At 71.8% G+C, this 22,930-nt stretch carries 16 protein-coding genes; 3 read left to right on the forward strand and 13 right to left on the reverse strand.

Annotation, left to right across the window (positions count from 1 at the left end):
* Nucleotides 1-398 precede the first annotated feature (398 nt).
* The gene (mfd, locus tag EAE32_RS09060) at nt 399-4,187 is read left to right on the forward strand and encodes a transcription-repair coupling factor (protein WP_121864937.1); all 3,789 of its coding nucleotides are present in this window, start codon (nt 399-401) and stop codon (nt 4,185-4,187) included.
* A 595-nt stretch (nt 4,188-4,782) separates the two neighbouring features.
* Here mfd and EAE32_RS09065 read toward each other — a convergent pair.
* Entirely contained in the window at nt 4,783-5,220 is a 438-nt protein-coding gene (locus EAE32_RS09065) for a hypothetical protein (protein WP_121845480.1), read from the reverse strand.
* A 106-nt stretch (nt 5,221-5,326) separates the two neighbouring features.
* Nucleotides 5,327-6,142 (reverse strand): purine-nucleoside phosphorylase, encoded by an 816-nt coding sequence (locus EAE32_RS09070; protein ID WP_121864938.1) that lies wholly within the window; start codon nt 6,140-6,142, stop codon nt 5,327-5,329.
* Nucleotides 6,143-6,217: 75 nt separating this feature from the next.
* Here EAE32_RS09070 and EAE32_RS09075 point away from each other — a divergent pair, with 75 nt between their 5' ends.
* The gene (locus EAE32_RS09075; RefSeq protein ID WP_165860496.1) at nt 6,218-7,642 is read left to right on the forward strand and encodes an NAD(P)H-quinone dehydrogenase; all 1,425 of its coding nucleotides are present in this window, start codon (nt 6,218-6,220) and stop codon (nt 7,640-7,642) included.
* 94 nt (nt 7,643-7,736) lie between these two features.
* Here EAE32_RS09075 and EAE32_RS09080 read toward each other — a convergent pair whose 3' ends face one another.
* The 3 genes from EAE32_RS09080 to EAE32_RS09090 form a co-directional block, all read right to left on the reverse strand.
* On the reverse strand, nt 7,737-9,146 hold the full coding sequence (locus EAE32_RS09080; RefSeq protein WP_121845482.1) for an MFS transporter: 1,410 nt from the start codon (nt 9,144-9,146) through the stop codon (nt 7,737-7,739).
* A 190-nt stretch (nt 9,147-9,336) separates the two neighbouring features.
* Complete coding sequence (locus tag EAE32_RS09085) at nt 9,337-11,142, reverse strand: acetyl/propionyl/methylcrotonyl-CoA carboxylase subunit alpha (RefSeq protein WP_121845483.1); 1,806 nt, start codon at nt 11,140-11,142, stop codon at nt 9,337-9,339.
* A 104-nt stretch (nt 11,143-11,246) separates the two neighbouring features.
* Nucleotides 11,247-11,885, reverse strand: coding sequence for a Maf family protein (locus EAE32_RS09090; RefSeq protein ID WP_121864940.1), 639 nt, complete (start codon nt 11,883-11,885; stop codon nt 11,247-11,249).
* Nucleotides 11,886-12,261: 376 nt separating this feature from the next.
* On the opposite strand from EAE32_RS09090, the gene EAE32_RS09095 reads away from it, so the two are divergent.
* Nucleotides 12,262-13,416: a hypothetical protein gene (locus tag EAE32_RS09095; RefSeq protein WP_165860491.1), complete on the forward strand. Its 1,155-nt coding sequence runs from the start codon at nt 12,262-12,264 to the stop codon at nt 13,414-13,416.
* 210 nt (nt 13,417-13,626) lie between these two features.
* On the opposite strand, the gene EAE32_RS09100 is transcribed toward EAE32_RS09095, so the two are convergent.
* The 8 genes from EAE32_RS09100 to EAE32_RS09135 all read right to left on the reverse strand — a co-directional run bounded on the left by EAE32_RS09100 (nt 13,627) and on the right by EAE32_RS09135 (nt 22,688).
* Nucleotides 13,627-14,127, reverse strand: a complete 501-nt coding sequence (locus EAE32_RS09100) for a DUF779 domain-containing protein (RefSeq protein ID WP_121864941.1) — start codon at nt 14,125-14,127, stop codon at nt 13,627-13,629.
* A 20-nt stretch (nt 14,128-14,147) separates the two neighbouring features.
* The gene (gene exaC / locus EAE32_RS09105; RefSeq protein ID WP_121864942.1) at nt 14,148-15,671 is read right to left on the reverse strand and encodes an acetaldehyde dehydrogenase ExaC; all 1,524 of its coding nucleotides are present in this window, start codon (nt 15,669-15,671) and stop codon (nt 14,148-14,150) included.
* A 174-nt stretch (nt 15,672-15,845) separates the two neighbouring features.
* On the reverse strand, nt 15,846-17,315 hold the full coding sequence (locus EAE32_RS09110; RefSeq protein WP_121864943.1) for a dicarboxylate/amino acid:cation symporter: 1,470 nt from the start codon (nt 17,313-17,315) through the stop codon (nt 15,846-15,848).
* Nucleotides 17,316-17,419: 104 nt separating this feature from the next.
* Nucleotides 17,420-19,108: a DUF885 domain-containing protein gene (locus EAE32_RS09115; protein WP_424321742.1), complete on the reverse strand. Its 1,689-nt coding sequence runs from the start codon at nt 19,106-19,108 to the stop codon at nt 17,420-17,422.
* Between the two features lie 97 nt (nt 19,109-19,205).
* Nucleotides 19,206-20,288, reverse strand: a complete 1,083-nt coding sequence (locus EAE32_RS09120) for a MauE/DoxX family redox-associated membrane protein (RefSeq protein ID WP_121864945.1) — start codon at nt 20,286-20,288, stop codon at nt 19,206-19,208.
* A gap of 21 nt (nt 20,289-20,309) precedes the next feature.
* The gene (locus tag EAE32_RS09125; protein WP_121864946.1) at nt 20,310-20,573 is read right to left on the reverse strand and encodes an acyl-CoA carboxylase subunit epsilon; all 264 of its coding nucleotides are present in this window, start codon (nt 20,571-20,573) and stop codon (nt 20,310-20,312) included.
* On the reverse strand, nt 20,570-22,153 hold the full coding sequence (locus tag EAE32_RS09130) for an acyl-CoA carboxylase subunit beta (protein ID WP_121844946.1): 1,584 nt from the start codon (nt 22,151-22,153) through the stop codon (nt 20,570-20,572). Before EAE32_RS09130 ends, EAE32_RS09125 begins: the two co-directional genes overlap by 4 nt.
* Before the next feature lie 253 nt (nt 22,154-22,406).
* Nucleotides 22,407-22,688, reverse strand: coding sequence for a YciI family protein (locus EAE32_RS09135; protein WP_121844945.1), 282 nt, complete (start codon nt 22,686-22,688; stop codon nt 22,407-22,409).
* Nucleotides 22,689-22,930: the final 242 nt, after the last annotated feature.

Consider the following 22,930-nt stretch of genomic DNA (forward strand, 5'->3'; position numbering starts at 1 on the left):
AGCGCTGGGTGGGGCCGCCGGTTGGCGGGCGCCGGGCGGGCCTCGGCACGTCCCGGGGGCCGGGCGCGCGGGCTCGGAAAGCGGGGACCCGGAGCGCGGGGGCCCTGCAGGTGGATCCCCGGGGCGGGGCACCGCGCTGTGCGTGTCCGAGGGCGCGAGTAGGCTGGGCGCGATCCGCCCGACCACTGCCCCGAACCGCGCGCCCACCGGACCCCGGTGGGCAGGCTCCCGGGAGCCGGGCGGTGGCCCGTCCGCATGTCCGGCGCCCGTGGGTGTCGGCACCGCAGCACACCCGGGACGGTTGGCCGCACCCGGCCACCGCACCGTGGCGATCCCACGCACGTGCCGCCTCGCACCGGCGGCCCCCGAACGTCCACGACACCAGGAGCCAGCCACCCATGTCCCTGACCGGTCTGCTCACCGCGCTCACCGAGGACCGCAGCTTCGCGAACATCCGCACCCAGGCGGCCCGTCCGCTCGCGGAGCGCTCCGCGGAGACGATCATCAGCGCCACGGACGGGCTGCGCGCCCCCGTGCTCGCGCAGATCGCCGCCGGGATGGCGGACGGCGCCCCCGCGGCGTCGGTGCCGGGGACGGACATCCCCGCGCGGGGAGCCGGCACCACGGACGACGCCGCCGGGCCCGTCCTGCTGGCCGTCACCGCCACGGGACGCGAGGCCGAGGAGCTGCAGGCCGGCCTGGGCGCCTATCTGCCGGCGGAGCAGATCGCGAACTTCCCGTCCTGGGAGACCCTGCCGCACGAGCGGCTCTCGCCGCGCTCGGACACCGTGGGCCAGCGGCTGAGCGTGCTGCGCAGGCTGGAGCGCCGCGACCCTTCCGAGCAGCCGCTGCGCGTGGTCGTGGCCCCGGTGCGCTCGGTGCTGCAGCCCGTGGTGGCGGGACTCGGCCAGATGGAGCCCGTGACCCTGCGCACCGGGCAGGACTACGACTTCCAGCAGCTCGTGGCGGACCTCGCCGGGGCCGCGTACTCCCGCGTGGACATGGTCACCCGCCGCGGTGAGTTCGCGGTGCGCGGCGGCATCGTGGACGTCTTCCCGCCCACCCTGGACCACCCCGTGCGCGCGGAGTTCTTCGGGGACGAGCTGGACGAGATGCGGTGGTTCGCCGTGGCGGACCAGCGCACTCTCACCACGGCCGAGCACCCCTCGGTGATCGTGGCCCCGCCGTGCCGCGAGCTGCTCATCACCCCGTCCGTGCAGTCCCGCGCCGCCAAGCTCAAGGAGCAGCTGCCAGGCGGACGCGAGATGCTCGAGCGCATTGCCGGTGGCCAGTACGTGGAGGGCATGGAGTCCCTCGCGCCGCTGCTCGCGGACGAGATGGTCCAGGTCATGTCCCTGCTGCCGGAGGGCTCCATGACCGTGGTGCTGGAGCCCGAGAAGGTGCGGGCGCGCGCCCACGACCTCGTGGCCACCAACGAGGAGTTCCTGATGGCCGCGTGGGACTCCGCCTCGGGCGGCAGCGACGCACCCCTGGACCTCGACGCCGCGCTCGACACGGACGACGGCGCGTCCCGCACGCTCTCCTCCGGCTCCTTCCACACCATTGCGCAGGTGCGGGAGCTCGCGCTGGAGCGCTCCGTGGGCTGGTGGTCCTTGACCGGGCTGAACGTCAACGCGGTGACCACGTCCGAGATCGACGCGGACACCTCCGAGGAGGAGGTGCGCCTGGCGGACACGGACGCGGACACGCTCACCGTCGCGGCGCGGGAACCCACCCGGTTCTCGGGTGACGTGGCCGCCGTGCTGGAGTTCCTCGCGCAGCGGATGCGCGAGGAGTGGCGGATCGTGCTCGTCACGGACGGGCCCGGACCGCTGCAGCGGCTCAGCGAGCTGCTGCACGGCGCGGACATCCCCGCCGCCCGCCACGACTCGATCACGCAGGCCCCGCAGCCGGGCGTCGTCGAACTCACCACCGCGCGCGCCGGCCGCGGCTTCGCGCTGGACGCCACCCGCACCGCACTGCTCACGGAGGCGGACGTGCTGGGGCGCTCCACCGCGTACGAGAACCGTGGCGAGCGCAAGCTCCCGCAGCGCCGCAAGCGCAACCAGGTGGACCCGCTCACCCTGCAGAAGGGTGACTACGTGGTGCACGAGCAGCACGGCATCGGGCAGTTCATCGAGCTCGTGCAGCGGCCCATTGCCGGCGCCATGACGGCTCCCGGCCAGCCCAAGCCGGTGCGCGAGTACCTCGTGCTGGAGTACGCGGCCTCCAAGCGCAACGGGCCGAAGGACCGGCTGTTCGTGCCCACGGACCAGCTGGACCAGGTGAGCGCCTACGTGGGTGGGGAGGCGCCGTCGCTGTCCAAGATGGGCGGTGCGGACTGGAACAAGACCAAGCGCAGCGCCAAGAAGGCCGTCAAGGAGATTGCCAACGAGCTGATCCGGCTGTACTCCGCGCGCATGGCGTCCAAGGGCCACGCCTTCGGCCCGGACACCCCGTGGCAGCGCGAGCTGGAACAGGCGTTCCCGTACATCGAGACCCCGGACCAGCTCACCACGATCGACGAGGTCAAGGCGGACATGGAGCGGCCCATCCCCATGGACCGGCTGATCTCCGGGGACGTGGGCTACGGCAAGACCGAGGTCGCCGTGCGGGCGGCGTTCAAGGCGGTGCAGGACGGCAAGCAGGTGGCCGTGCTGGTGCCCACCACGCTGCTCGCTCAGCAGCACACGGAGACGTTCGCGGAGCGCTTCTCCGGCTTCCCCGTGCGCCTGGCCACGCTCTCCCGGTTCCAGAGCGCCAAGGAGTCCAGGGCCACCATGGAGGGGCTGCGCAGCGGCGCGGTGGACGTGGTGATCGGCACCCACCGGCTGCTGAGCAAGGAGATGCAGTTCAAGAACCTGGGACTCGTGATCATCGACGAGGAGCAGCGCTTCGGCGTGGAGCACAAGGAGAAGCTCAAGGCCATGCGCACGGACGTGGACGTGCTGGCCATGTCCGCCACGCCCATTCCGCGCACCCTGGAGATGTCCATGACGGGCATCCGGGAGACCTCCACGCTGGCCACCCCGCCCGAGGAGCGCCACCCCGTGCTCACGTACGTGGGGCCCTACACCAACAAGCAGGTCTCCGCGGCCGTGCGGCGCGAGCTCATGCGCGAGGGCCAGGTGTTCTTCATCCACAACCGGGTCTCCACCATCGAGGCCCGCGCCAAGGAGATCGCGGAGCTGGTGCCGGAGGCGCGGATCGCCGTGGCCCACGGGCAGATGGGGGAGTCCCGGCTGGAGCAGATCATCGTGGACTTCTGGGAGAAGAAGTTCGACGTCCTGCTGTGCACCACCATCGTGGAGACCGGTCTGGACATCGCCAACGCGAACACGCTGATCGTGGACCACGCGGACCGCTACGGGCTCTCGCAGCTGCACCAGCTGCGCGGTCGCGTCGGACGCGGGCGGGAGCGCGCCTACGCGTACTTCCTCTACCCCGTGGAGAAGCCGCTCAGCGAGACCGCCCTGGAACGGCTGAAGGCCGTGGCCGCCCACAACGAGCTGGGCTCTGGCATGCAGCTGGCCATGAAGGACCTCGAGATCCGCGGCGCGGGCAACCTGCTGGGCGGTGAGCAGTCCGGTCACATCGCGGGCGTGGGGTTCGACATGTACCTGCGCCTGGTGGGCGAGGCCGTGGCCGAGTACCGCGGGGAGCAGGAGACCGGCCCCGCCGAGATGAAGATCGAGCTGCCCGTCAACGCCCACCTCCCGCACGACTACGTGCCCGGCGAGCGGCTGCGCCTGGAGGCCTACCGCACGGTGGCGAACGCCACCACGGAGGAGGCCGTGGCCGAGGCGGGGGAGGAGCTCACGGACCGCTACGGGCCCATGCCCACCCCGGTGCAGAACCTGCTGGACGTCGCACGCCTGCGCATCAGGGCCCGCGCCGCCGGTCTCACGGACGTGGCCACCCAGGGCACCATGATCCGCTTCTCCCCGGCGGAGCTCGCGGAGTCCCGCGAGATGCGGCTCACGCGGCTCTACCCGGGGTCGCAGGTGCGCCCGGTCCCGGGCACCGAGGAGCGCATGGTGCTGATCCCCAAGCCCAAGACCGCGCGGATCGGCGGCAAGGACCTCGTGGACGGGGACATCCTCGCGTGGGCCCGGGAGGTGCTGGACGCGGTATTCCCCGTGCTCGAACCTGCCGCCGGGGAGGACGCCGCCGCCGCGCGGGGATAGTCCCGGCGCGGGTGGTGGGTCGGGGCCCGCGCACCCCCGGGCACGGTCTGCTCGACCGCCGCCGCGGTGCGACCCCGGGGCCTGTCACGACGCCCATTCGTGGTGCGGCCGTGGTCGGTGAGCCGTGGGGACCGGGGTGCCGGACCGGGACGTGCTGGCGTCCCGTGCCCCCGGGTGCGGGTCCCAGGGTGAAGAACCCTGGGCCCTCTGCTCGTGACCGGCGGCGCCGGGTTCATCGGCGCCAACTTTCGTGCCCCACGTCCCGCAGTGCACGGACCACACGGTCACGGACGAGGTCTCGGGAGACCTCGCACGGGACGATGGACAGCGCCTCACGGACGCCACCGCGGGCCTGCCGGACGCCCCCTTCGTGCAGCACAGCATCTCCTTCGACGGCTCCCGCGGCACCACGCGCGGTGGCCCGTCAGGCAGCCGCGGCGTTCGGCGGGCGGCGCCCCACCAGCCACCCCGAGGGGTAGGCGCGCCGCAGCCCGCCACCGCAGCCCGCTCCGCGGCGTCGTCGTCCGGACCCGGGGATGCGCGAGAGCCCCGCTCGTCACGGGGACGGAGCGGGGCTCTCGGGGGAGGGTTCGGATCAGACGGCGCGGTCCTGCTTCTGCTCCCCGTCACCCACGGCGCGCTGGGCCATCTGGGAGGCGTTGCGGGGAAGGTCCAGCGTGGTCTCGGTGCCGCCCGTGGAGTGGGAGGCGGTGCTGCCGTTGAGGAACAGGGTGGGGACCATCAGGGCCAGACCGTAGGCCAGGATGCCGACGAAGAACAGCCAGGGGCTGCTCGGGTAGGTGCTGAACAGGTACAGGCTCACCAGGATGGTGATGACGCCGCCGCCGAAGAGGATGGCGTTCTTCACGACATCGCCCTCGCCCGAGTACTGCGGCATCCGGCGGCCGTGCGGCTGGTGCGCGTTGCGCCCGGTGTGCTCCTGCCCACCCACCGCGTGGCTGCCGTCCTCCGCGGTGCGCCCGGCGGCGTGCTGACGGCTCGCGCTCGTCTCGGCTTCTGATCTTCTGACCATGAGTTCACCCTTTCAGACCGCCGCAGCGGGCCCGCTAATGTTCTGCCGCCAGTCTAGTGGGTAGCGCCCGCGTGCGCTGGCATTCGCCCGCGGAACCTCGCCGGAGTCAGAGCCGCGCGACGATGTCCGCGAGCAGGTGCGAGATGCGGGGCCCGGCGGCGCGGCCGGCCTCGAGCACCTCCTCGTGGGACAGGGCCTCGGCACCGATGCCCGCGGCGAGGTTGGTCACCAGGGACATCCCCAGGACCTCCAGCCCGGCGTGACGTGCCGCAATGGCCTCCAGTGCGGTGGACATGCCCACGAGGTCCGCACCGAGCACCTTGGCCATCTGCACCTCGGCCGGGGTCTCGTAGTGCGGGCCGGGGAACTGGGCGTAGACGCCCTCGTCCAGGGACGGGTCCACGGAGCGGGCGAGCTCCCGCAGCCGCTGGGAGTAGAGGTCCGTGAGGTCCACGAACGTGGCGCCCTCCAGCGGGGAGCGGGCCGTGAGGTTGAGGTGGTCACGGATCAGCACGGGGGTTCCGGGGGCCCACTCGGGGTGGAGTCCGCCGCAGCCGTTGGTGAGGATCATGGTCGTCGCCCCCGCGGCGGCCGCGGTGCGCACACCGTGGGACACCGCGCGGACACCCTTGCCCTCGTAGAAGTGGGTGCGGGCCCCGATCACCAGGGCGTGAGAGCCCCCGGCCAGCCGGATGGAGCGCAGCGTGCCGCCGTGGCCCTCCAGCGCGGGCCGGGAGAAGCCGGGGATCTCGTGGGCGGGGACCTCCGCCACGGTCTCGCCGATCAGCTCCGCGGCCCCGCCCCAGCCGGAGCCGAGCGTGAGGGCGACGTCGTGCGTGGCCACACCGGTGCGCTCGCGCAGCGCGTCCGCGGCCTGCCGGGCCAGGTCGAAGGGGTCCGTGGTCTCTGTGGTGGTGGTCATGGGCCCACTGTAGGACAGCGTCCTCGCCGCGTCAGCGTGTGGGAGTGCCCCGGTAGGCTGGGCCCCATGGCAGACATGACTGTGCAGAGGGAATTCGCGGACCAGAAGCTCGTGATCATCGGCGGCGGCCCCGGCGGGTACGAGGCCGCACTCGTGGCGGCGTCGCTGGGGGCGGACGTCACCGTGGTGGAGGAGCAGGGCATGGGCGGCTCCGCCGTGCTCACGGACGTGGTGCCGTCCAAGACGCTCATCGCGTCCGCGGACACCATGAACCGCTTCGCGTCCGCGCGTGACCTGGGTGTGCACGTGGGGGACGACCTCGACGCCACCGAGGAGCTCAACAACCTCCGTGTGGACCTGGACAAGGTGAACGTGCGCCTGCTGCGCCTGGCCGCCACCCAGTCCCGGGACATCAAGCGCGGTCTGGAGCGCGTGGGTGTGCGCGTGGTGCCGGGCCGCGGCAAGATCGTGGACCGCTACACCGTGGTGGTGGAGCCCGGCGACGACGAGCCCTACGAGCTGAAGGCGGACGTGGTCCTCGTGTCCGTGGGCGCGCACCCGCGCGAACTGGACACCGCCAAGCCGGACGGCGAGCGGATCTTCAACTGGAAGCAGATCTACCAGCTCACCGAGATCCCCGAGAAGCTCATCGTGGTGGGCTCCGGCGTGACCGGCGCGGAGTTCGCCTCCGCGTACAACGGCCTGGGCTCCGAGGTCACCCTGATCTCCTCGCGCGAGCAGGTGCTGCCGGGCTCGGACACGGACGCCGCCCAGGTGCTCGAGAACGTCTTCGAGCGCCGCGGTCTGCGCGTGCTCTCCCGCTCCCGCGCGGACGCGGTGGAGAACACCGGCGACGGCGTCCGGGTCACCCTCTCGGACGGCCGCAAGATCCGCGGCTCGCACTGCCTGCTGGCCGTGGGCTCCATCCCCAACACCGCGGACATGGGCCTGGAGGAGGCCGGCGTGGCCATGACCGAGTCCGGCCACATCCGCGTGGACACCGTCTCCCGCACCACCGCCCCCGGGATCTACGCCGCGGGCGACTGCACCGGCGTGATGCCGCTCGCGTCCGTCGCGGCCATGCAGGGCCGCATTGCCGTGGCGCACATCCTGGGGGACACGGTCCACCCGCTGCGCACCGACGAGGTGGCCTCCAACATCTTCACCTCGCCCGAGATCGCGTCCGTGGGCATCACCCAGCAGGACGTGGAGGCGGACCCCGCCATGTTCACCGGCATGACCATGAACCTGGCCACCAACCCGCGCGCCAAGATGATGGCCGTGGACGACGGCTTCGTGAAGATCTTCGCGCGCCGCGGCAGCGGCACCGTGATGGGCGGCGTGGTCGTGGGCCCGCGCGCCTCCGAGCTGATCTTCCCGATCGCGCTCGCGGTCACCCACCGCCTGGGCGTGGACGACCTCTCCGACACCTTCGCGGTCTACCCCTCCCTCTCGGGCACCATCGCGGAGGCCGCGCGCCGCCTGCACGTGCACCGCTGAGTCCTCCGCCTCCCGGTACGACGACGCCGCGGTGACCTTCTCCGGGAAGGTCACCGCGGCGTCGTCGTACCCGCAGCGCGGGTGGGGGCGGGGGTCAGTCGACGACCACCCGCGAGCCCACGGTGTGCATGTCCACGTGGCGGGTCTCGGGGGAGAACCACAGGGCCACGAGCGTGATGACGGCGGCGAAGGACAGGTACAGGCCCACCGAGCCCACGCCGAAGCTCGCATTGAGCTTCACGGCAATGAACGGGGTGATGGCCGCGCCCAGGATCGACGCGACGTTGTAGGCGATCCCGGAGCCGGTGTAGCGCACGTTGGTGGGGAACAGCTCGGGCAGGATCGCGGACATCGAGCCGAACGTCAGGCCCATGAGCGTCATGCCCACGGTGAGGAAGACCAGCACCCGGGCCAGGGAGGCGCTCTCACCCGTGCCCACGAGCGCGGGGTCCATGATCAGGCCGAACGCGAGACCGAAGACCAGGATCGCGGCGGTGATCACCAGCTGCGAGGAGCGGCGTCCGTAGCGGTCCGCGAGCCACCCGGACACCGGGACCATGGCGGCGAACAGCAGGACGGCGAGCAGCTGGAGCACCAGGAACGTGCGGTACTGGATGCCCAGTCCACCCGCGGCGGGCTTGCCGATGCCGTAGGAGAGCACCCACGCGGTCATCAGGTAGAAGAGCACGTAGGTGGCGAGCATGATGAACGTGCCCTGGACGATCTGCACCCACGAGGTCTTGAACACGACGAGCACCGGCGCCTGGACCTTCTCGCCGCGCTTCTCCGCCTGCTGGAAGACCGGGGTCTCCTCGAGCTTCACGCGCACCCACAGGCCCAGCAGCACGATCACCACGGAGGCCAGGAACGGGATGCGCCAGCCCCACGCCAGGAAGGGGTGGTCGGTGCCGAGGCCCTGGCCCGCGGTGCCGAACTGCATGACGACCGTGAGCAGCAGGAAGAACCCGTTGGCCAGGATGAAACCGAACGGGGCACCCAGCTGCGGCCACATGGCCGCGCGGGCACGCTTGCCCTCCTCGGCGTACTCGGTGGCCAGCAGGGACGCGCCGGACCACTCGCCACCGAGGCCCACGCCCTGGCAGAAGCGCAGGATGGTGAGGATCAGCGGAGCCCAGATTCCGATCTGGTAGTACGTGGGCAGCACGCCGATCAGGAACGTGGCGATGCCCATGGTGAGCAGCGCGCCGATCAGCGTGGCCTTGCGCCCGATCCGGTCACCGTAGTGGCCGAAGATCACGGCGCCGATGGGCCGGCCGAAGAACGCCGCGGCGAACGTGGCCATGGAGGCCAACAGCTTGGCGGTGTCGTCGTGACCCGTGAAGAACAGGGCGGGGAAGACCGCGACGGCGGCGGTCGCGTAGACGTAGAAGTCGTAGAACTCGATGGTCGTGCCCACGAGGGACGCCAGGATCACGCGGCTCTTGGGCACGCGGACGGGGGCCGCGGGGGGACCGGATTCCACGGGGGACGCGGTTGAAGACATGGTGCACCTCACACGAAGACGGATCGAAGAATGTCTACAAGATAGAGGTGCGGTGACCGCATGGTGAACTCGGGTGTCCGCATCGTGAGACAACCCATTGACGGTCGATGCTGTCACCGGACGCCGGCAGGCGCGAGGCCCCGGACCCCACCGGCGGGGCGGCGGTGCGGGGCCTCGGAGGCGCGCGGGCTCAGGAGACGATGCTCGCAAGCACGGTGCCCGCGGAGACCGTGTCCCCCTCGGAGACGTCCAGGTCCTTGACGGTGCCGGACTTGTGGGCGGTCAGCGGCTGCTCCATCTTCATGGCCTCGAGCACCACGATCAGATCACCCTCGGCCACCTCGTCCCCGTTGGACGCGGCGATCTTCACGATCGTGCCCTGCATGGGGGATGTCAGGGAGTCGCCGGAGGTACCGCGGGCGGCAGCCCCGCCCCGGGCGGCACGCTGCTTGCGGGCCTTGGGCGGGGCGGCGGCGGGACGCGCGGCTCCCGCGAGCTGGGGCATGGTGACCTCCAGGCGCTTGCCGCCCACCTCCACCACGATGCTCTGGCGCTCGGGCTCCTCCGCGGAGGGCTCGGGGGCGGCCGAGAAAGGCTCGATCTGGTTGTCGAACTCGGTCTCGATCCACCGGGTGTGCACGGTGAACGGGGTGTCGTCCGGCGTGGCGAACGCCGGGTCCGAGACCACGGCGCGGTGGAACGGCACCACGGTGGGCATGCCCTCGATGGTGAGCTCCTGCAGCGCCCGGCGGGAGCGCTCCAGTGCCTGGGTGCGCGTGGCACCGGTCACGATGAGCTTGGCCAGCATGGAGTCGAAGCTGCCGCCCACGGTCTCACCGGCCTCCACACCGGAGTCCACGCGCACGCCGGGTCCGGAGGGCACCGTGAACGTGGTGAGGGTGCCGGGGGAGGGCATGAAGTTGCGGCCCGCGTCCTCGCCGTTGATGCGGAACTCGAAGCTGTGCCCGCGGATCTCGGGGTCGTCGTAGCCCAACGCCTCGCCGCGGGCGATGCGGAACTGCTCACGCACGAGGTCCAGGCCGGAGACCTCCTCGGACACGGGGTGCTCCACCTGCAGGCGGGTGTTGACCTCCAGGAAGGAGATGGTGCCGTCCTGGCCCACCAGGAACTCGCACGTGCCGGCGCCCTGGTACGCGGCTTCGCGCAGGATGGCCTTGGAGGACTCGTAGAGCCGACGGTTCTGCTCCTCGCTCAGGAACGGGGCGGGGGCCTCCTCCACGAGCTTCTGGTTGCGGCGCTGCAGGGAGCAGTCGCGGGTGGAGACCACCACGACGTTGCCGTACTGGTCCGCGAGGCACTGGGTCTCCACGTGGCGGGGCGCGTCCAGGAAGCGTTCCACGAAGCACTCGCCACGACCGAAGGCCGCGGTGGCCTCGCGCACGGCGGACTCGTACAGCTCGGGGATGGCGTCCCGCTCACGGACCACCTTGATGCCGCGGCCGCCGCCGCCGAAGGCCGCCTTGATGGCAATGGGCAGGCCGTGCTCGTCCGCGAAGTCGAGCACTTCCTGTGCGGAGGACACCGGGTCCGGTGTGCCGGGCACCTGCGGGGCGTTGACCTTCTCGGCGATGTGGCGCGCGGCCACCTTGTCGCCGAGCTGGGCGATCGCCGCGGGCGGCGGGCCGATCCACGTGAGGCCCGCGCTGATGACGGCGGCGGCGAACTCGGCGTTCTCGGAGAGGAAGCCGTAGCCGGGATGGACGGCGTCGGCGCCCGAGCGCCGCGCGGCGTCGAGCACCTTGTCAATGCGCAGGTAGGAGTCCGCCGCGGTGGTTCCGCCCAGGGAGTAGGCCTCGTCCGCCATGCGCACGTGCAGCGCGTCCCGGTCCGGGTCCGCGTACACCGCCACGGAGGCGATGCCCTCGTCACGGGCGGCGCGGATCACGCGCACCGCGATCTCCCCGCGGTTGGCCACGAGGACCTTGGTGAGGGGACGGGTTGCGGCGGCGTCTGCCTGCCCTGGGGTGGTTGTCACGTCAGAACTCCTTGTCGACTCTCTGCCGAAAGATTAGTGCCCCGCGCGGGGGAACGCCTAAGTGTGGCGGGGCCGGGGCGCGGGATGTGTGGGAGTCCTACAACTCAGGACGGGCTGCGCTGTGCCGTGGCGTCCCACCACGAGGTCATCGACACACCCACCGCGCGCAGCAGCTCGCGGACCGCCGTGAGGCTCAGCCCGATCACGGCGTTCGGGTCCCCGTCCACCCGCTCGATGAACAGCGAGCCGCGCCCGTCCAGGGTGAAGGAGCCTGCGACCTCGAGGGGTTCGCCCGTGGCCACGTAGTCCCGGATCTCCTGGGCGCTCAGCGGTGCGAAGTGCACGTGCGCCGAGCGGATGGAGCCCTCGCCCAGCGCCGGGACCCGGCGGGCGTCCACGAGCCAGTGGCCGGTGTGCAGGGTGCCCACCCGGCCGCTCATGGCGCCGATGCGCTCCACGGCCACCGCGGGATCGTGCGGCTTGCCGTAGCACCGCCCGTCCAGCTCGAACACCGAGTCGCAGCCCAGCACGAGACGCCCGAAGCCGCCGGGGAGGGCGGCCACGGCCTCGGCCTTGGCACGCGCCAGGCGCAGGGCGGTGTCCGGAGGGGAGAGCGGGCCCTCCGCCGCCACCACGGCGTCCTCGTCCACGTGGGAGACCACGGTGTCGAAGGGGATGCAGGCCTTCTGCAGGAGGCCCGCGCGGGCCGGGGACTGGGATGCGAGCACGAGTGAGGGTTCCACCCCGCCACTCTACGGCGCTCAGCCGAGGGCGGGCCCGGGGTGCAGAACGCCCGGGCGCACCAGGTGCGCCACGGCCTCCTTGGTGGGGTGGTCCGCGTGCGGGCTGTCCGCGAACCCGGTGCGACCGTCACGGGCAGCCGCCCCGGTCGCATGCGGTGGATCGCGCGGTCCTCGGCCGACGGCGCCCGCTCGGCTGCGCAGCGCGCGGGCGACCCCCGTCGCCTGGCGTCGCCGCGGGCTCAGGCACCGCCGCTTCCCCGGGCCCGGGGCCCCGAGCCCCGGGGGAAGAAGCACGTCAGACATGGGGACAGGTGCACGCACATGCATGGGCATGGTTAGAGTGGCGTGTGAATTCCGTGGGCTGGGAGGTGGCTGCATGAGCCTGGGTGAGGCAAGAAACCCCGTCGGTTCGCGGAGCAGCCTCCTGCGCGCCGTGATGGGCCGGGACGTATCTCCCCGCCCGCACCACCCGTGGTGGGTCCCGTACCGACGTCTTGCCCTGCTGTGCGATGTCCTCGCCGTGGGCACCGCCATGGTCGTGGCCACCACGCTCAGGCCCGACGGCGCCGCGTCCGTCGCGGAGACGGGGGTGGCCTGGCTCAGCCCCCCGTTCCTCGCGACGCTGATCGGCGCGAGCTGGATCCTCGCCCTCGTGGTCTGCGGGGCGTACTCGCACGCCCTGCTGGGCATCGGGGGTGACGAGTACCGCCGTGTAGCCCACGCCGCGTTCATGCTGGGTGGTGTGCTGTCCGCGGTGGCTGTGCTCATGCGGATGGACGTCGCCCGTGGCTTCCTCTTCACTGCCCTGTCGCTGGGTGTGGTCCTGCTGCTCGTCGGTCGCCGGGGCATGCGTCAGGTGCTCGTGCGCATGCGCCGTGGCGGTGCCATGATCGAGGACTCACTGCTGATCGGTTCCCGAGCCGGCGTGACCTGGGCGGCCGAGCGCATCCGCGCAACCCCCGCAGCCGGCTACCGCGTGAGCGCCATCGCCTGCGCCGAACCGGACGCCCCGGGTGCGCTCGCGCTCGCGGACGGCACGGTGGTGTGCAACCTGCGCCACTGGGACCGCCTTCCCCAGCTCCTGGACGAGACCGGGCTGCGCACCGTGATCGTGGCGGACGACGTCCACACCGACCGTGCGTTGCTGCGCCACCTGTCGGAGCGGGTCGGGGACTTCGATGCCCAGCTCGTGCTCACGAATCAACTCGCCGACGTGCTGGGGCCGCGGGCCCACTTGCGCCCGGTGCAGGGGCTGCCCCTGATGGCGGGGGTCAGTCGGGTCAGCGCGCTCGAAGCGAGGCTTCCGGAGCGCTGGTCGAATCGCGCGGGGACCCCGCGTGAGCTCGGCGGGCCGGATGCTGCGGGCGTGGTCTGCGGGCGGGCGCTCGTTCCCCTCCGGGCAGGGCAGAGACCGGCTGGAACCGTGCCCCGTGAGAAGTGGTCCCGTCGGGTGGCACCGTGGCTGTGCTCAGGAGTGCGGGCGTGGTCCTCGCCCGGAGGAAGGCCCCTGAACCGACGTGGGGTTGCCTGACAGCACCACCGTGTCTTCGCGGGAGCCGTTCTGCCCGGGCGCCCCGAAGGCTCGCGCGGATGATCCGGAGGTGGGGGTCCGCAGCGCGCCCCGTGACCAGCAGCGCATCCACCCCGTGAGCGCGCCACCGCCTGGATCTCGGGATGGGCCAACTCCGCCCGCGCCGCCAGGGGATCTCGGATCTGCCCAGTGCCCCGCGTGAGCGCCGGTTCAGGGCGCCACGGTGCACAGCTCGCTGCGGGTCAGGAAGCGGTGCCCCGTGGGGGTCTCCAGGGAGAACCCGGAGCCCCGCCCGGGGACGGCGTCGATCACGAGCCGGGTCCGGCGCCACGCCTCGAACTGCTCCGCGGAGATCCAGAACTCCACGGGGCCGAGGTCGCCACCCGCTGCCGTGGTGAGGTGCGCGGTTCCCAGCAGCACGTCCGCGTCCCCCGTGCGGAACTCCCCGGCGGGGAAGCACATGGGTGCGGAGCCGTCGCAGCAGCCCCCGGACTGGTGGAACATCAGGGGTCCGTGCTCCCGCCACAGCTCGCGCACCAGATCCACCGCGGCGGCCGTGAAGCCCACCCGGGACGCGGTCTCCCCGGGCACGGCCGGAGCGGCCTCCAGCGCCACGTCGATCCCTGCCGGGCCGACGCCGGTGCCCCCGTCCGTGCCCGGTTCCGTGCGTCCCGGGGCCCCGGTCGCTCCCCGCGCTGCCTGCTCTGCCATGTGCTTCCCGCCGTTCCGGTCTAGAAGAAGCCCTGCGGCGTCTCGGTGTAGGAGACGAGCATGTTCTTGGTCTGCTGGTAGTGGTCCAGCATCATCAGGTGGTTCTCCCGCCCGATGCCCGAGGACTTGTACCCGCCGAACGCCGAGTGCGCGGGGTAGCTGTGGTACTGGTTCACCCACACGCGCCCGGACTGGATGGCCCGCCCGGCCCGGTAGGCGGTGTTGCCGTCACGGGACCACACACCCGCGCCCAACCCGTAGAGGGTGTCGTTGGCAATCCCGATGGCGTCCTCGTAGGAGGCGAACTTCGCGACCGAGAGCACCGGCCCGAAGATCTCCTCCTGGAAGATCCGCATGTCGTTGGTGCCCTCGAACACCGTGGGCTGCACGTAGTACCCGCCGGAGAGGTCACCCTCGAGCTCCGCGCGCTGCCCGCCCACGAGGACCTTGGCGCCCTCCTTCCTGCCGATGTCCAGGTAGGAGAGGATCTTCTCCAGCTGGTCGGTGGAGGCCTGCGCGCCGATCATGGTGTCCGTGTCCAGCGGGTTGCCGGCCTTGATCTGCTTCACGCGCTCGATGCCGTCCGCCAGGAAGGAGTCGTAGATGGACTCCTGCACCAGGGCCCGCGAGGGGCACGTGCACACCTCGCCCGAGTTCAGGGCGAAGAACGCGAAGCCCTCCAGCGCCTTGTCGTAGAAGCCGTCGCGCTCGCGGGCCACGTCCTCGAAGAAGATGTTGGGGGACTTCCCGCCCAGCTCCAGGGTCACGGGGATGATGTTCTCCGAGGCGTACTGCATGATCAGCCGCCCCGTGGTGGTCTCACCCGTGAACGCGATCTTGCGGATCCGCCTGTTGGACGCGAGCGGCTTGCCGCACTCCACGCCGAAGCCGTTGACGATGTTCACCACGCCGTCCGGGATCAGGTCCTGGATCAGCTCCATGAGCACCAGGATGGAGGCCGGGGTCTGCTCGGCGGGCTTGAGCACCACGCAGTTGCCCGCCGCCAGCGCCGGGGCGAGCTTCCACACGGCCATGAGGATGGGGAAGTTCCAGGGGATGATCTGGCCCACCACTCCCAGGGGCTCGTGGAAGTGGTACGCCACGGTGTCCTCGTCCAGCTGGGACAGGTGTCCCTCCTGCGCGCGGATGGCGCCGGCGAAGTACCGGAAGTGGTCGATGGCGAGGGGGATGTCCGCGTTGAGCGTCTCCCGCACCGGCTTGCCGTTGTCCCAGGTCTCGGCCACCGCGATCAGCTCGAGGTTCTCCTCCATGCGGTCCGCGATCCTGTTGAGCATGATCGCGCGCTGCGTGGGCGTGGACGCGTTCCACGACGGCGCCGCGGCCCAGGCGGCGTCCAGCGCCGCCTCGACGTCCTCGGCCGTTCCGCGCCCCACCTCCGTGAAGGGCTGCCCCGTGACGGGGGTGACGTCCTCGAAGTACCGACCCTTGACCGGGGGCACCCACGCCCCGCCGATGAAGTGCTCGTACCGGGGCTTGAAGGAGACGACGGAGCCGTCCTTGCCGGGCTGTGCGTACACGCTCATGGTGACCGTCCTGTGGTTGTCGTATGACGTGCATCACATCATAGGCCCGCTGTCGGACGCGCAACCAGGGGTCCGTGCGGCACTCGCAGCACCTCGCGGCTCCCACCATGCGGCAGGGCGGCCCGGGAGCAACCCGGACCGCCCTGCGCCCGCAGATCGTGGTGCTGCGGCGTGCTACTCGGTGCGCTGCCCGTCCGTCTCGGGGACGGGGGTGGCCGCGTGGGCTCCGGCTTCGGCACCAGCGGCGGCGCCTGCGCCCACCGGCTCCGGAACGGGGAGGGAGGCGTCCGGGGCCGTGGCGGCGTCGTCGTCCTTGAAGGGGCGCCCGGAGAGCGGCGCGTCGTAGCGCGGCCGGTCGAGGATGCCCTCCCGGTGGGAGACGATGGTGGCCACGAGCGCCTGGCCGGTGACGTTCAGTGCGGTGCGGCCCATGTCCAGGATGGGGTCCACGGCGAGCAGCAGCCCCACGCCGTCCAGCGGCAGGCCCAGGGTGGACAGGGTGAGCGTGAGCATCACGGTGGCACCCGTGGTCCCGGCCGTCGCGGCCGAGCCCAGGACCGAGACGGGCGCGATCAGCACGAAGTGCATGGGCGTGAGGTCCACGCCGTAGAACTGGGCCACGAAGATGGCGGCCACGGCGGGGTACACGGCCGCGCAGCCGTCCATCTTGGTGGTGGCGCCCAGCGGGATCACGAACGAGGCGTAGTGGGAGGGCACACCCAGGTTGGACTCGCTCACGCGCTGGGTCACGGGCATGGTGCCCAGGGAGGAGCGGGACACGAAGCCCAGCTGCATGGCGGGCCACACGCCGGCGAAGAACTGCTTCACGGACAGCCCGTTGAGCCTGAGCAGCACGGGGTAGACCACGAACGCCACGAGCAGCAGCCCGGCGTACACGGTGAGCACGAACTTCACGAGCGAGCCCATGGAGGTCCAGCCGTACTCGAACACGGCGGTGCCGATCAGCCCCAGGGTGCCCAGCGGCGCCAGGCGGATGATCCACCAGACCACCTTCTGCATGATGGCCAGCCCCGACTTCATGAGCCGCAGGAACGGCTCGGCCTCCTTGCCCACCTTCAGGGCGGCAATGCCCACCACCAGGGAGACCACCAGGATCTGCAGGACGTTGAAGTTGACCTTGGTGGTCACGGTCTCCGGGTCCAGGACCTTCGAGGTGGTCTCCAGACCCAGGAAGTTCACGGGGATCAGGCCCTTGAGGAACGCGAGCCACGAGCCCTCCGTGCCGGAGTACGCCTCGGGCTGCGCCTGCCCCGTGCCCACTCCGGGCTGCGCGACCACGGCGAGCACCATGCCGATCACCACGGCGATCAGCGAGGTGATGGCGAACCACATGAGGGTCTTCCACGCCAGCCGCGCCGCGTTGGAGACGTCACGCAGGTTCGCGATGGAGGTGATCACGGCGGTCACCACGAGGGGGACCACCGCGGCCTTGAGAATGGTCACGTAGCTGGAGCCGATGGTGTCCAGCGTGGTCATGAGCCAGTTGGGGTCCTCCTCCGGGTCCCCGCCGATGGCGGCGGCCAGGGACCCGAGGAGGACACCCAGGACGAGCGCTGCGAGGATCTGCCACCCGAAGGACGTCGTCCACCGCGGGAGACGCCGGGTACTTTCTGCGGAATTCATGTTGGTCACAGTAGGCCTGGGCGGTGTGGACCGCCCAGGCCGCATGACGAACTGTGACGCCCGTTCTGCGGGCGAGCAGCGGGAGTTCCCCGGGAGATCGCGGCCTAGAGCGCCAGTGCGTACGTGAGTGTGTCCAAACCCACGGAGCCCAGGCGCAGCGCACGGCTGTGGAAGCGCTTGAGGTCGAAGTCCTCACCCTCCCGCGCCATGGCCTGCTCGCGGGCGTCGAGCCACATCTGCAGCCCCACGCGGTAGGAGGGCGCCTGCCCGGGCCAGCCCATGTAGCGCAGCCACTCGAAGCGCAGGGTGGACTCGGCCATGGCCACGTTGTGGCGCAGGAACTTCCAGCCGTCCTCGGGGGTCCAGACCTCACCGGCGCGGGCGCCGCCGAGCATGTCGCCGAGGGCCTCCGGGATCTCGAAGCCGCAGTGGAAGCCCACGTCGAAGATCACGCGGATGGTGCGCAGCCGCTGCGAGTCGAGCATGCCCATCCGGTCCCCGGGGTCGTCCAGGAACCCGAGCTCGTCCATGAGGCGCTCGGCGTACAGGGCCCAGCCCTCGCCGTGGCCGGAGACCCAGATCCCCATGCGGCGCCACTCGTTGAGCTCCCCGGCGTTGGCCAGCGCCGTGGCGCACTGCAGGTGGTGGCCCGGGATGCCCTCGTGGTAGACGGTGGTGGTCTCCTCCCACGTGTTGTGCTGGCTCACGCCCTCCGGCACGGACCACCACATGCGCCCGGGACGGGAGAAGTCCGCGCTGGGCGGGGTGTAGTAGATGATCCCGTCCTGGGTGGGGGCGATGCGGCACTCCAGCGTGCGCATGGGCTCCGTGATCTCGAACTGGGTGTCCGCCAGCGCGTCCAGGGCGGTGTCCGAGAGCTGCTGCATCCACGCCTGCAGCTCCTCGGGGGAGTGCAGCTGGCGTGCCGGGTCCGCGTTCAGTGCGGCCATGGCCTCCTGGATGCTCGCGCCGGGCTGGATCCGGTCCGCGACGTCCCGCTGCTCGGAGTCCAGGGCGATGAGCCGCTCCACGGCCCAGTCGTAGATCTCCCGGGGCTCGCGGCGCGCGCCCAGGAACGAGGCGAGGTGCAACCGGTAGTCCTCGAGCCCGCACGCGTCGGACGGACGGGCCACGGGGGCGAAGTCCTCGCGCAGGGTCCGGGCGATGTCACGGTAGGCCCGGCGGGCGGCGTCGGCGGTGCGGGAGAGCTCCTCGCGGAGGTCCTCGGGGGCGCTCGGGTCCGCGGCCAGCGTGGCGAAGAAGCCCTCGTCGGACGCGTACTGCTCGGCCTGCTGGGAGGCCTCCACGATCTGCGGGGCCGACGGCGGACGGTTCAGGGAGACGGCCTCGTCGAGTCCCTCGCGGTACTGGGTCAGGGCTGCGGGCACGTTGGCCATGCGCCCGGCGATGTGGCGCCAGTCCTGCTCGGTCTCGCGCGGCATGGCGTCCAGGACCTGGCGGATGCCCTGCACGGGGGACTCGATGTTGTTCACCACGGACACGTCCAGGTTGGCGTCGTGGAGGTCCCGCTGCAGCTCGAGGTCGTTGCGCAGGGCGTGCAGGGTCACACGGTCCACGTCGTCCCGCGGCTCCACACGGTCCAGGCGGGCGAGGGTCCGGCGCACCAGTTCCGCGGCGGCCTCGCGCCCGGCCGGGCCGAAGTCCGGGTACTCGGTCTCGTGCCCGGGGAAGCCGTGGAAGGTGGCCTCGCTCGGGTCCAGGGTCAGCCGCTCGTGGAAGTAGCTCACCGCGAGCTCGTCCGCCGGGGTCTTCTCGCGGTGGATGGAGCCCATGGGTGCGAGGGGCTCCGGGGTCTGGGGTGTGGTCTCAGGTGTCGTCACGGAATGTAACCCTAGTCACATCCGGGCGGACGCGGCGGATTGCCGTGCGTCACGCGCCGAAGCGCTCCGCGAGCTCGTCCAGCAGCTCGATCACGGGTCCGCTGCCGGACACGGGCCCGCCCGCGAGCAGCCCGTCCGCCCCGAGCACCACGGCCCAGGGGGTGCCCGGACGCTCGAACACGGTCACGAGGTCCCGGTGCGCGTCCACGAGCGCCGCCTCTCGCAGGGCCCCGGGGATCCGCTCGAGCTCGTCGGGCTCCGGGACGACGGCGTGCAGTGCCACGGGCCCCGTGCTGCCGGAGAGTGCGACGATCCGTTCCACCACGGGCGCGCACCACCCGCACGTGGAGCTCACCCCCACCAGGGCCCGGGCATGCGTCGCGGCCAGCCCCCGCAGGGTCACGGTGGCACCGGAGGCGTCCCGCAGCACCGCCCAGGGGATGGGCAGGCGAGGGCGGTACGGCTCAGCTGCCGCGGGGGTCTCGGCCGGCGGGTACGGGACCGGGGCCGCACCGGGCACCGACGGCGCGTACCCCGGTGAGGACGACGCCGCGGCGTCGCCCCGCAGGTGCGCGGGCAGCGGGGGCACGCGGGCGATGTCGTTCGGTCCACCCGGTGACCGCCCGGCACCTTCGCTCCACACCGACACCAGGACGAGCGCGACGGGGACGGTCGCCGCCGCGAGCACGCTCCCGGGGAGGTCGAGGACGGGGCCGTGGAACACCGCGAGGCAGAGCCCGAGCGCGAGGGCCGCCACCAGCGTGAGGACGGCGTTGCGCACCACGGTGCGCCGGGACACGGGGGCGGTGGACAGGGCGCCGAAGCAGCCGCACGGGGCCGGGTCGGGGGCGCGGGCACCGCGCAGGACCACCACTGTGAAGCCTCCGAACACCAGCAGCGCCGCGGCCGCGGCGGCGCTGAGCCACGGCCCGGAGGCGACCAGCAGTGCGGCGGCCAGGGCGATCTCGGCCCAGGGCAGCACGGCGTGCAGCCACGGAGCCGTGAGCACGCTCGGCAGGGCGGCCGTGCTCACCAGGAACCGTCCGGAGTCCGGGGCGGCGAGCTTCGCGGTCCCGCTCAGCAGCAGGACCGCGGCCAGCGAGGCGAGGGTGGAGAGGGCGAGGGCGTGCACGGGAGCCTCGGAGGGGGGGGGTCAGCGTTCGGGCTGGGTCCACCGCCACGCGCCGCGCCCCGGTCGCAGACGCAGGCCCAGCCGGATCCGGCGGGACTGCGAGCGGGGGGCGCGGTGGGGGCGTGCCGCCGGGGCCTGCTCGGGCTCGGGGCGCGCACCGAGCACGGCCACGAGCGCAGCCAGGTCCTCGGGGGTGGGATTGCCCCGGGTGACGGTGAACAGCGGCTCGTCGGTGGCGGTGGCTTCCGGCAGGGAGGCCACGGCGGAGAACTCGTGGCCGCTCACAGGGGGATGTTCCCGTGCTTCTTGGCAGGCTGCGAGGCTCGCTTGTCCGCGAGCCCGCGCAGGGCCTTCACGATCTGCTCGCGGGTCTCGGACGGGCAGATCACGGCGTCCACGTAGCCGAGCTCCGCGGCCTGGTAGGGGTTGAGGAGGTCCTCCTCGAACTGCTGGGCGAGCTCCGCGCGCAGGGCGGCGTCGTCCTCGCCGTTCTCCTGGGCGGCCTTGAGGTCCCTGCGGTAGAGGATCTCCACGGCACCCTGGGAGCCCATCACGCCGATCTGGGCGGTGGGCCACGCGAGGTTGATGTCCGCACCCAGCTTCTTGGAGCCCATCACGATGTACGCGCCGCCGTACGCCTTGCGCGTGATCACGGTGACGAGCGGAACGGTGGCCTCCGCGTACGCGTACAGCAGCTTGGCGCCGCGGCGGATGATGCCGTTGAACTCCTGGTCCGTTCCGGGCAGGAACCCGGGGACGTCCACGAACGTGAGGATCGGGATGTTGAAAGCATCGCAGTGGCGCACGAAGCGCGCGGCCTTCTCGGACGCGGCGATGTCCAGGGTGCCCGCGAACTGCATGGGCTGGTTCGCCACGATGCCCACGGTGTGGCCCTCCACGCGGGCGTAGCCCACCATCACGTTGGGGGCGTAGAGCTCCTGGATCTGCAGGAACTGGCCGCCGTCCACCACCGTCTCGATCACGGTGCGCATGTCGTAGGGCTGGTTCGCGGAGTCCGGGATCAGCTCGTCCAGCGCGAGGTCCTCGTCCGTGACCTCGTCCACCTGGTCGTGGTCCAGCAGCGGGCTGTCCTGCAGGTTGTTGCCGGGCAGGTACTCCAGCAGCTCGTGCACGAAGTCGAAGGCGTCCTGCTCGTCCGAGGCCAGGTAGGCGGCGGTGCCGGTGCGCTCGTTGTGGGAGCGGGCGCCGCCCAGGGTCTCCATGTCCACGGTCTCGCCGGTGACGGTCTTGATGACGTCCGGTCCGGTGATGAACATGTGGGAGGTCTTGTCCACCATCACCACGAAGTCGGTCAGGGCGGGGGAGTACGCGGCGCCGCCGGCGCACGGGCCCATGATCAGGGAGATCTGGGGGACCACTCCGGAGGCCCGCACGTTCATGCGGAAGATGTCCGCGAACATGGCCAGCGAGGCCACGCCCTCCTGGATGCGGGCACCGCCGCCGTCGTTGATGCCGATCACGGGGCAGCCGTTGCGCAGCGCGAACTTCTGCACCTTCACGATCTTCTCGCCGTTGACCTGGGACAGGGAGCCGCCGAAGACCCCGAAGTCCTGGGAGTACACGGCCACCAGGCGCCCGTCCACGGTGCCGTAGCCGCTGACCACGCCGTCGCCCGGCAGCTTCTTCTCGTCCATGCCGAACATCGTGCTGTGGTGCACGGCCAGGGCGTCGAACTCTACGAACGAGTCCGGGTCCAGCAGCATCTCGATGCGCTCGCGGGCGGTGTTCTTGCCCCGCGAGTGCTGCCTGTCCACGGCGGCCTGTCCCGCCGGCGCGGCGGCCTCCTCGCGGCGCCGCCGGAAGTCGGCGATCTTGCCTGCTGTGGTGGACAGGTCGTGGCTCATGACACCTCGCGTGGTCGTGGTGGGTGCGTGTGCGGGCCCACGGGGGCCCGGGAATCGTGCTCCAGTGTAGTGGCCGCCCGCGGAGGCTCCTTTGTAGATGTCCCACAACCGCCCGGAGAAATCTTCGCGGCCGGCCGCGCCTCCCGGGCCCACCGATCGCCGACGAGGGCCGGACCCGGCGTCGGGGCCGCCGCCGTGCCAGCCGGGAACGCCTTTCCGCCCCGGGACGCGGCACCAGGCCGGGGAGAACGGGTCAGGCCTCGCCCACGGAGCCGATGGTCACGGACCACTCGCGGATCTCGTGCGCCGTCACGGCGCCGTGGACCACCAGGGGATCCTCCCGGATGAGCCGCTCCACCTCCTCGGTGCTCTCGGCACGGAGCACGATCAGCGCGCCGTCGTCCCCCAGGGGGCCGGAGGCCAGGTTTACGCCGCGCTCGTGGAGCTCGCGCAGGAACGCGCGGTGGGCGGGGCGGTGCTCGGCCAGGATCTCGGCCGGGCCGCCGTAGGTGTAGTTCAGGGCGAAGACGTTCACGAGGGTGCCTCCCGCGGGTCGATGGCGCGCTGCTGCTGACCCGTCCCAGCATATGCCCGGGCCACTCGGCATAAACTCGGGGCAACCCCCGGTGCGCCACGACCCGCCCTGCGCTGCCGCACCGCACTACGGGCACTCATCGAGAGTCCGCACCACCGATCTGAACCACCGGCCTCCTGCACGGCCCCGCAGCACCGGCCCCCACGACGACGCCGCACCCCGGCCCGAAACCACGAGGAGCA

This window comes from Kocuria tytonicola (genome assembly GCF_003687175.1).
Classification (GTDB): Bacteria; Actinomycetota; Actinomycetes; order Actinomycetales; family Micrococcaceae; genus Kocuria; species Kocuria tytonicola.

What these genes read in the sequence shown, in the direction of transcription:
- EAE32_RS09095 (WP_165860491.1), top strand. Translation starts at nt 12,262, where the DNA reads ATGAGCCTGGGTGAGGCAAGAAACCCCGTCGGTTCGCGGAGCAGCCTC.
- exaC (WP_121864942.1), bottom strand. Translation starts at nt 15,671, where the DNA reads ATGAGCGTGTACGCACAGCCCGGCAAGGACGGCTCCGTCGTCTCCTTC.
- mfd (WP_121864937.1), top strand. Translation starts at nt 399, where the DNA reads ATGTCCCTGACCGGTCTGCTCACCGCGCTCACCGAGGACCGCAGCTTC.
- EAE32_RS09115 (WP_424321742.1), bottom strand. Translation starts at nt 19,108, where the DNA reads ATGGGCTCCATCCACCGCGAGAAGACCCCGGCGGACGAGCTCGCGGTG.
- EAE32_RS09065 (WP_121845480.1), bottom strand. Translation starts at nt 5,220, where the DNA reads ATGGTCAGAAGATCAGAAGCCGAGACGAGCGCGAGCCGTCAGCACGCC.
- EAE32_RS09130 (WP_121844946.1), bottom strand. Translation starts at nt 22,153, where the DNA reads ATGAGCCACGACCTGTCCACCACAGCAGGCAAGATCGCCGACTTCCGG.
- EAE32_RS09110 (WP_121864943.1), bottom strand. Translation starts at nt 17,315, where the DNA reads ATGAATTCCGCAGAAAGTACCCGGCGTCTCCCGCGGTGGACGACGTCC.
- EAE32_RS09100 (WP_121864941.1), bottom strand. Translation starts at nt 14,127, where the DNA reads ATGGCAGAGCAGGCAGCGCGGGGAGCGACCGGGGCCCCGGGACGCACG.
- EAE32_RS09070 (WP_121864938.1), bottom strand. Translation starts at nt 6,142, where the DNA reads ATGACCACCACCACAGAGACCACGGACCCCTTCGACCTGGCCCGGCAG.
- EAE32_RS09080 (WP_121845482.1), bottom strand. Translation starts at nt 9,146, where the DNA reads ATGTCTTCAACCGCGTCCCCCGTGGAATCCGGTCCCCCCGCGGCCCCC.
- EAE32_RS09075 (WP_165860496.1), top strand. Translation starts at nt 6,218, where the DNA reads ATGACTGTGCAGAGGGAATTCGCGGACCAGAAGCTCGTGATCATCGGC.